We start from the raw sequence: 7275 nt of genomic DNA, 5'->3' as shown, positions 1-7275 counted from the left end.
GCTAGGGGCCCGAGCCTTCCGGGAGCTGCTGGGCGTCACCTTGTGACGTCCTGTCGCGCACCGCCGTACGCCTGCCGTTCTACGGCAACGGCGGGACCGGCCTGGAGCGGGTCGGGGAGGATGGCGGGCATGACCATCAAGGGATGCATGTTCGACTTCTCGGGGACGTTGCTGCGGGTCGAGCCCACCCGGAACTGGCTGGGCACGGTGCTGCAGCGGATGGGGATCGTCCTCGGCGAGGCGGAGTTGACGGCGTACACGGAGCGGCTCGAGCGGGCCGGAGGGCTTCCCGGTGGGGCGGCCCCCGAGCGGGTGCCGGCACGGCTGGAGCGGCTGTGGCGGGAGCGGGACCTGTCGGCGGAACACCACCGGGCGGCGTACACCGCTCTGGCGCGGGAGGCCGAACTGCCCTGGGAGGAGGCCTATGCCGCGTTGTACGACCGGCACATGGAGCCCGCCGCCTGGTCGCCGTACCCCGATACCAGGGAGGTGCTCGAGGAGTTGCGGCGTCGGGGCGTGCCGGTGGCGGTGGTGAGCAACATCGGCTGGGACCTTCGGCCGGTGTTCCGGGCGCACGGTCTGGAGGCGCTGGTAGACGTCTTCGTGCTGAGTTTCGAGCACGGCGTCCAGAAGCCGGATCCGCGGCTGTTCCGCGTCGCCTGCGAGGGATTGGGGCTGCAGCCGGAGCGGGTCGCGATGGTCGGGGACGATCGGCGGGCGGACGGCGGGGCGGCGGTGCTGGGCTGCGCCCTCCACCTGGTGGACCATCTGCCGGTGGAGCAGCGGCCGTCGGGACTGCTGCCGGTGCTCGGCCTGACCGCGTGACCGTAATCTGAACCCGGCGGGCGGCCGGAACGCGGGGTGCGGTACCCGGCGGTCCCCCGCGCCGCCGGGTACCTGCACCTCACCCCCGTTCCCCACATGAGCATGCCACTCGCGTGGGGTCGCCTCGAGTGTATTGGCTCTGAGCCAGTTAAGACAGGAGTAAAGCAGTGTCCCCTCGGCGACCATCGGTCAATGAAGCGATGCGCCGGCGCTCGCGGGAGCGGCTGCTGCAGGCGACCGTCGAACTGGTCGAGGAGCGCGGCTTCGAGGCGACGACACTCGGGGACATCGCCGACCGCGCGGGCTCGGCACGCGGTCTGGTGTCGTACTACTTCCCCGGCAAACGGGTACTCCTGCAGGCGGCGGCGCACCGGTTGATGCACACCGAACTCGCCGCGGCGCTGGCGCGCGAACCCGTCCCCGACGACGGCCGCGAGATGCTCGCCCGGGCGATCGACACCGTCCTGGCCCTGCCCCTGCACCATCCGGTCGTCATGCGGGAGCACATGGCCGGCATCCTCCACGCGGGCGGGTTCAGCGAGTGCGAGGAACGGCAGCGTCTGGGCGACATGCTGCTGGACGCCGTGAGGCGATGGGGTTCGGCGGACCCGGAGCAGGACTACCGCATGCTGCGGTCCCAGCTCATGGGCGCGGTGTTCGCGCAGTTGATCCCGGGCGCGGGCATGCCGCCGGCGCGGCTGCGCGCCGATCTGTTCCAGCGCTACGGGCTGCCCTGGGAACTCGGCGTTCCGCCGGGCGACCTGCCGCCCGGCGGAACGCCGTCACCCGGCACCGATCAGCGGTAGTCGGGCTGGGTCTGGACGTTGAGCTCGGCGATCCGGACACCTCGGGCGCTGTCGGTGCGCCGGTCGGAGATCTTCAGGACGTCGAAGCCCTTGGCGATGTCGTTCGAGTAGATGTAGCCGTTGTAGTAGTAGGCGCTCCAAGCGCCGCCCAGCGTCAGGGTGTCGGTCGAGATGGGACCGCGCTCGAAGTAGCCGATCTCCTCGGGGTGCGCGGAGTCGGTGAAGTCCCACACGGAGACGCCGCCCTGGTACCAGGCCTGGACCATGATGTCGCGGCCCTTGGCCGGGATGAGCGACCCGTTGTGGGCGACGCAGTTCTCGGTGTCGGCCTGGTGGCGCGGGATCTTGTAGTAGTTGCGGAAGACGAGCTTGGGCTTGCCGTGCTCGCGGACGATGTCGTAGATGCCGTCGGCGCCGCGCTTCGGACCGATCGCGGCGTTGCACTCGGCGCCGCCGCCACCGCCGAGTTCGTCGGTGAAGACGACCTTGGTTCCGCGCTCGTTGAAGGTCGCCGAGTGCCAGAACGAGAAGTTGACGTCGTCCTGGACCCGGTCGAGGACCTTCGGCCGCTCGGGGTCGGAGATGTCCATCAGGATGCCATCGCCCATGCAGGCGCCGGCGGCGAGCTTCAGCTTCGGGAAGACGGTGATGTCGTGGCAGCCGGTGGTCTGACTGACCCGGGCCTGGGTCTCGGTGGCGGGGATGCCCGGGTTGCCGCCGTCCGGGAAGAGGACGGGGAAGGCCGTGACGGCCGCCTTCTCCGGGTGGCTGCGCGGGATCTTCACCACGGAGATGCCGTCGTGCGGCGGCTGGCAGTCGGGGAAGGCGGCGCTGGGCGAGTAGGACGAGACGTAGACGAACACGTCGCGCTTGCCCGGCACGAGGGTGTGGGTGTGGGAACCGCAGGCGGTCTCCACGGCGGCGACGTAGCGCGGGTGCGCCTTGTCGCTGATGTCGAAGACCTTGACGCCCTCCCAGGAGGACTTCTCGGTGGCGGGCTGGCTCGTGCTCGCGCAGGAGTTGTCCGAGCGCGAGGAGTCGGTGGACAGGATCAGCAGGTTTCCGGAGACCGAGATGTCGTTCTGCGATCCGGGGCACAGGACCTGGCTGACGATCTTGGGGCTGGTGGGACGGCTGATGTCGTAGACGACGAAGCCGTCGTAGTTGCCCGCGAAGGCGTACTTGCCCTGGAACGCCAGGTCGCTGTTGGTCCCTGTGAGGGACTGCTTGGGTATGTTGACCAGGTGCTGGACGTTGGCGCTCGTGACGACCTCGTCGACGCCCGGGATACTCCCCTCGGCGGTCGCCGGGGTCGGCGCCGCCAGTCCGAACAAGGTGACGGCCGCGGCGGCCAGGGCCGCCAGTCGTCCGGGGCGAGCGAGGGCTGAACGTAAGCGCTTCACCAAGGTTCTCCCTTTTGTCCGTTCGCTTATGAACTTCACACAGACCCCGGAAGTATGACCCTTTTCATGTGCGCGTCAACAGATGACAATGCACGGGTGTTCTCTTCGTATCGCGTTGCGACGCTGCCCGTGCTGGCCCTGACCGCCGCCCTGATGCTCGCCCTGACCGGCTGCGACGGGGGTTCCGCAAGCGAGTCCGCGTCCGCCGCGCCATCCGTGATCGCACCGGGCGCACCAGGCGAGAAGGCCACCACCCTCTCCCAGGAGGAAGCCGCCAAGGCGCTGCCCGACGACTCCCCGAACGCGGCGGACGTCACCTATGTGACGAACATGATCGCCCACCACCAGCAGGCGCTCGTCATGACCGCCCTCGCCGACACCCATGCCTCGGACAAGCAGGTGCGCGGACTCGCCGCACGCATCGACGCCGCTCAGGGACCGGAGATCGACGTCATGGAGGCCTGGCTCAAGACCCACGGCGACTCCCACGGCCATGACCACTCCAAGATGCCCGGCATGGCCACGGAGGCTCAGCTGGCGGCGCTGCGCCAGGCGCGCGGCGCGGAGTTCGACCGGCAGTTCCTGCGCCTGATGATCACCCACCACCTAGGAGCGGTGACGATGGCCACGGAGGTGCTCACGCACGGCCGCAACGTCCAGGTCGGCGAGTGGGCGAACGAAGTGATCGCTCAGCAGAGCGCCGAGATCGCCCGGATGCGGGCCATGGGCTGACATCCCCGACCGCGACACGCTCCGGTGCCTCCCTCCGGTGGCCCCGCGGTGCGATGCTGGACATGACCGCCCATCCCGCCCGTTTCGGGTGGGGACGGGCTGCCGAGGTGAACCCAGCCCTCGCCGAAGGGGAGGCGCCCGTGCTGCGTGTGGCAGTCGTCGGATCAGGTCCCAGCGGGGTGTACACCGCCGAGGCGCTGACCCGCCAGGAGTCGGTGCCGGACGTCGCCGTCGACGTCCTCGACCGGCTGCCCTGCCCCTACGGACTGGTCCGGTACGGGGTGGCCCCCGACCACGAGAAGATCAAGTCCCTCCAGGGAACGCTGCGGCGGGTCCTCGAGGACCCGCGGATCCGCTTCCTGGGCAATGTGACCGTCGGCGGACCCGGCCTGTCCCCGCAGGCGCTGCTGGGGCTCTACCACGCGGTGGTGTACTGCGTCGGCGCCGCGACCGACCGCCGGCTGGGGGTGCCCGGCGAGGACCTCCCGGGCAGTTGTGCTGCCACGCACTTCGTCTCCTGGTACAGCGCCCATCCCGACCAGGCTTCCGGCGGCTTCCCGCTGTGCGCCCGCTCGGCCGTCGTCATCGGGATCGGCAACGTCGCCGTCGACGTGGCGCGGATCCTGGCCCGCGGCGCCGAGGAGCTGCGCCGCACCGATGTGCCGGAGGGGGTGCTGCGGGCCCTGGCGGACAGCCGGGTCACGGACGTGCACATGGTGGGGCGGCGCGGGCCCTCACAGGCGAAGTTCACCACCAAGGAGCTGCGCGAGCTCGGCGACCTGCCCGACGCGGACGTGCTCGTCCGTCCCGAAGAGCTGGCGCTCGACCCCGCGTACGCCGATCCGCAGGGGCTCGTCCCGGTCGCCCGGCGCAATGTCGAGGTGCTGCGCGGCTGGGCATCCCGGCCTCCGTCGGGCCGGCGCCGCCGCATCCATCTGCGGTTCTTCCTGCGGCCGGTGGCGGTGCTCGGCGAGGACGCGGTGGCCGCGGTGCGGTTCGAGCGGACGGCGCCGGACGGGAAGGGCGGAGTGCGCGGCACCGGCGAACTGGAGGACATCGAGGCCGGTTTGGTGCTGCGTTCGGTGGGATACCGCGGTGTGCCCCTGGAGGGGCTGCCGTTCGACGACCGGCTCGGCGTCGTGCCCAACGAGGAGGGCCGTGTGCTGCGCGACGGCACGCCCTCGCCCGGCGAGTACGTCGCCGGCTGGATCAAGCGCGGGCCGACCGGGGTCATCGGCACCAACCGCCCGTGCGCCAAGCAGACGGCCACGGCCCTGATCGCCGACGTGCGGGAACTGCTGGCCCGGCGCGCCGCGGTCGCCGATCCGGCCGCCGATCCGCTGGAGGGGCTGCGGGCACTGGGGCAGAACCCGGTCGAATGGAACGGGTGGGAGGCCATCGAGGCCGCCGAGACGGCGCTGGGACGCTCGCTGGACCGGGTGACCGTGAAGATCCCCGACTGGGAGGGGCTGTTGGGAGCCGCCCGCCCCGCCCGGTGACGTGGCGGGACATATCCGGAGACCGGCCAATGGCCCGCGCACGCCGAGGCGGCCCGGGCGGCCGCACGCGCGCCGCAGCCCGGTTGTCAGTGGGGCGGTGCAGAATCTGTGATGCACGCCATATCCCACCACGGCCCTGAGAAGGTGCGTCATGGACGACGTCGTACTCGCGATCGGCACGCGCAAAGGACTGTTCCTCGGACGGCGGGGCGGCGCCGGCAAGTGGGAGCTGACCGGCCCGCACTTCCCCATGCAGGCGGTGTACTCGGTGGGCATCGACACCCGCCGAGCGGTGCCCCGTCTGCTGGTCGGCGCGGACAGCTCGCACTGGGGGCCGTCGGTGTTCCGCTCCGACGACCTCGGGCGCAGCTGGGAGGAGTCGGCGAGGCCCGCGGTGCGCTTCCCGAAGGACACGGACACCTCCCTGGAGCGCGTGTGGCAGCTCCAGCCCGCCGGTCCCGTTGCCCCGGACCTGGTGTGGGCGGGGACGCAACCGGGCGCGCTGTTCCGCTCCGACGACGGCGGGGTGAGCTTCGAGTTCGTGCGCGGCCTGTGGGAGCACCCGCAGCGCGAGCAGTGGGGCGCCGGTTTCGGCGGGCAGGCGGTGCACACGGTCGTCACCGATCCGCGCGACGCCGACGCGGTGATCGCGGCCGTCTCCTCCGGCGGGGTCTACCGCTCGTCCGACGGGGGTGCGAGCTGGACGGCGTCCAACACCGGGCTCAAGGCGGAGTTCCTGCCCGACCCGTACCCGGAGTTCGGGCAGTGCGTACACAAGATCGCCCGGGACGCCGAGGAACCGGACCGGCTGTATCTGCAGAACCACGGCGGGGTGTACCGCAGCGACGACGCCGGCGCGAGCTGGACGGAGATCGGCAAGGGCCTGCCCGCGGACTTCGGCTTCGCCATCGCCACCCACCCCCGGCGCGGCGGCGTCGCCTACGTCTCCACGGTCAAGGACGGCGGCGACCGCTACCAGCCCGAGTACCGCTGCCGGATCCACCGCACCGAGGACGCCGGCGCCTCGTGGACGGCCCTCTCCGCCGGTCTGCCGACGGAAAGGCACTACGGCGTGGTCCTGCGGGACGGGCTGCGCACGGACGACGCCGACCCGGTGGGGGTCTACTTCGGCAACCGCAACGGCGAGGTGTACGCGAGCGCGGACGAGGGCGATTCCTGGCGGCTCGTCGCCTCCCACCTGCCTGACGTCCTGTGCGTACGGGCGGCCGTGGTCTGAGTGTCGGTGTGAGCCACTAGAGTGACTCACCGTGGCAGCACGACCGTTGAACGAGATCGTCGAAGAAGGATGGGCCAAGGCCCTGGAGCCGGTGGCCGGGGGGATCGCCGCTATGGGCGACTTCCTGCGCGCCGAGATCGCCACGGGGCGCACCTACCTGCCCTCGGGGAGCAACGTGCTGCGCGCGTTCCAGCAGCCCTTCGACGACGTAAGGGTGCTGATCGTGGGCCAGGACCCGTATCCCACACCGGGGCACGCCGTGGGGCTGTCCTTCTCGGTGGCCCCGGAGGTGCGGCCGCTGCCCGGCAGCCTGCAGAACATCTACCGGGAGCTGAACACCGACCTGGGCCTGCCCCAGCCCTCCAACGGCGACCTGACGCCCTGGACCCGGCAGGGCGTCCTGCTGCTCAACAGGGCGCTCACCACCGCGCCCCGCAAGCCCGGGGCGCACCGCGGCAAGGGCTGGGAGGCGGTCACCGAGCAGGCCATCCGCGCGCTCGCGGCGCGCGGAAAGCCTCTGGTGGCCATCCTGTGGGGCTCCGACGCCCGCAGACTGCGTCCGCTGCTGGGGAACCTGCCGGCCGTCGAGTCCGCCCACCCCTCCCCCATGTCGGCCGACCGCGGCTTCTTCGGCTCCCGGCCCTTCAGCCGCGCGAACGACCTGCTGGTCCGACAGGGCAGCCAGCCCGTGGACTGGAGCATCCCGTAACACCCGAAGGCCCACCGCCCGCGTCCCCTCGCCGTCCCCTTAGAGGTCTGCGCGGATAGGCGGG

General features: G+C 71.3%; 7 protein-coding genes. 6 read left to right on the top strand and 1 reads right to left on the bottom strand.

Translation table 11 applies throughout. The features are described from left to right. Window positions 1–129: 129 nt before the first annotated feature. The gene (locus AC3ET4_RS29750; RefSeq protein ID WP_431954893.1) at window positions 130–825 is read left to right on the top strand and encodes an HAD family hydrolase; all 696 of its coding nucleotides are present in this window, start codon (window positions 130–132) and stop codon (window positions 823–825) included. A 167-nt stretch (window positions 826–992) separates the two neighbouring features. Beyond that, the gene (locus AC3ET4_RS29745; protein ID WP_431954891.1) at window positions 993–1631 is read left to right on the top strand and encodes a TetR/AcrR family transcriptional regulator; all 639 of its coding nucleotides are present in this window, start codon (window positions 993–995) and stop codon (window positions 1629–1631) included. Here AC3ET4_RS29745 and AC3ET4_RS29740 read toward each other — a convergent pair. Beyond that, on the bottom strand, window positions 1622–2986 hold the full coding sequence (locus AC3ET4_RS29740; RefSeq protein WP_431954897.1) for an LVIVD repeat-containing protein: 1365 nt from the start codon (window positions 2984–2986) through the stop codon (window positions 1622–1624). The two genes, AC3ET4_RS29745 and AC3ET4_RS29740, sit on opposite strands and share 10 nt — an antisense overlap. Before the next feature lie 201 nt (window positions 2987–3187). On the opposite strand from AC3ET4_RS29740, the gene AC3ET4_RS29735 reads away from it, so the two are divergent. From AC3ET4_RS29735 to AC3ET4_RS29720, 4 genes are all read left to right on the top strand, one after another. Further along, on the top strand, window positions 3188–3766 hold the full coding sequence (locus AC3ET4_RS29735) for a DUF305 domain-containing protein (RefSeq protein WP_431954895.1): 579 nt from the start codon (window positions 3188–3190) through the stop codon (window positions 3764–3766). Window positions 3767–3906: 140 nt separating this feature from the next. Continuing rightward, window positions 3907–5265 carry an FAD-dependent oxidoreductase gene (locus tag AC3ET4_RS29730; RefSeq protein ID WP_431954894.1) on the top strand — a complete coding sequence of 453 codons (1359 nt, stop codon included), beginning with the start codon at window positions 3907–3909 and terminating at the stop codon, window positions 5263–5265. A 151-nt stretch (window positions 5266–5416) separates the two neighbouring features. Next, window positions 5417–6502, top strand: coding sequence for a WD40/YVTN/BNR-like repeat-containing protein (locus tag AC3ET4_RS29725; protein WP_431954889.1), 1086 nt, complete (start codon window positions 5417–5419; stop codon window positions 6500–6502). A 31-nt stretch (window positions 6503–6533) separates the two neighbouring features. Continuing rightward, window positions 6534–7211, top strand: coding sequence for a uracil-DNA glycosylase (locus tag AC3ET4_RS29720; RefSeq protein WP_431954888.1), 678 nt, complete (start codon window positions 6534–6536; stop codon window positions 7209–7211). Window positions 7212–7275: the final 64 nt, after the last annotated feature.

The sequence above is a fragment of the Actinacidiphila sp. bgisy167 genome (genome assembly GCF_057707665.1).
Note: the sequence above shows the minus strand (reverse complement) of the source record. Positions and strands in the feature narration are given on the sequence as shown.

What these genes read in the sequence shown, in the direction of transcription:
- AC3ET4_RS29750 (WP_431954893.1), top strand. Translation starts at nt 130, where the DNA reads ATGACCATCAAGGGATGCATGTTCGACTTCTCGGGGACGTTGCTGCGG.
- AC3ET4_RS29735 (WP_431954895.1), top strand. Translation starts at nt 3,188, where the DNA reads ATGCTCGCCCTGACCGGCTGCGACGGGGGTTCCGCAAGCGAGTCCGCG.
- AC3ET4_RS29725 (WP_431954889.1), top strand. Translation starts at nt 5,417, where the DNA reads ATGGACGACGTCGTACTCGCGATCGGCACGCGCAAAGGACTGTTCCTC.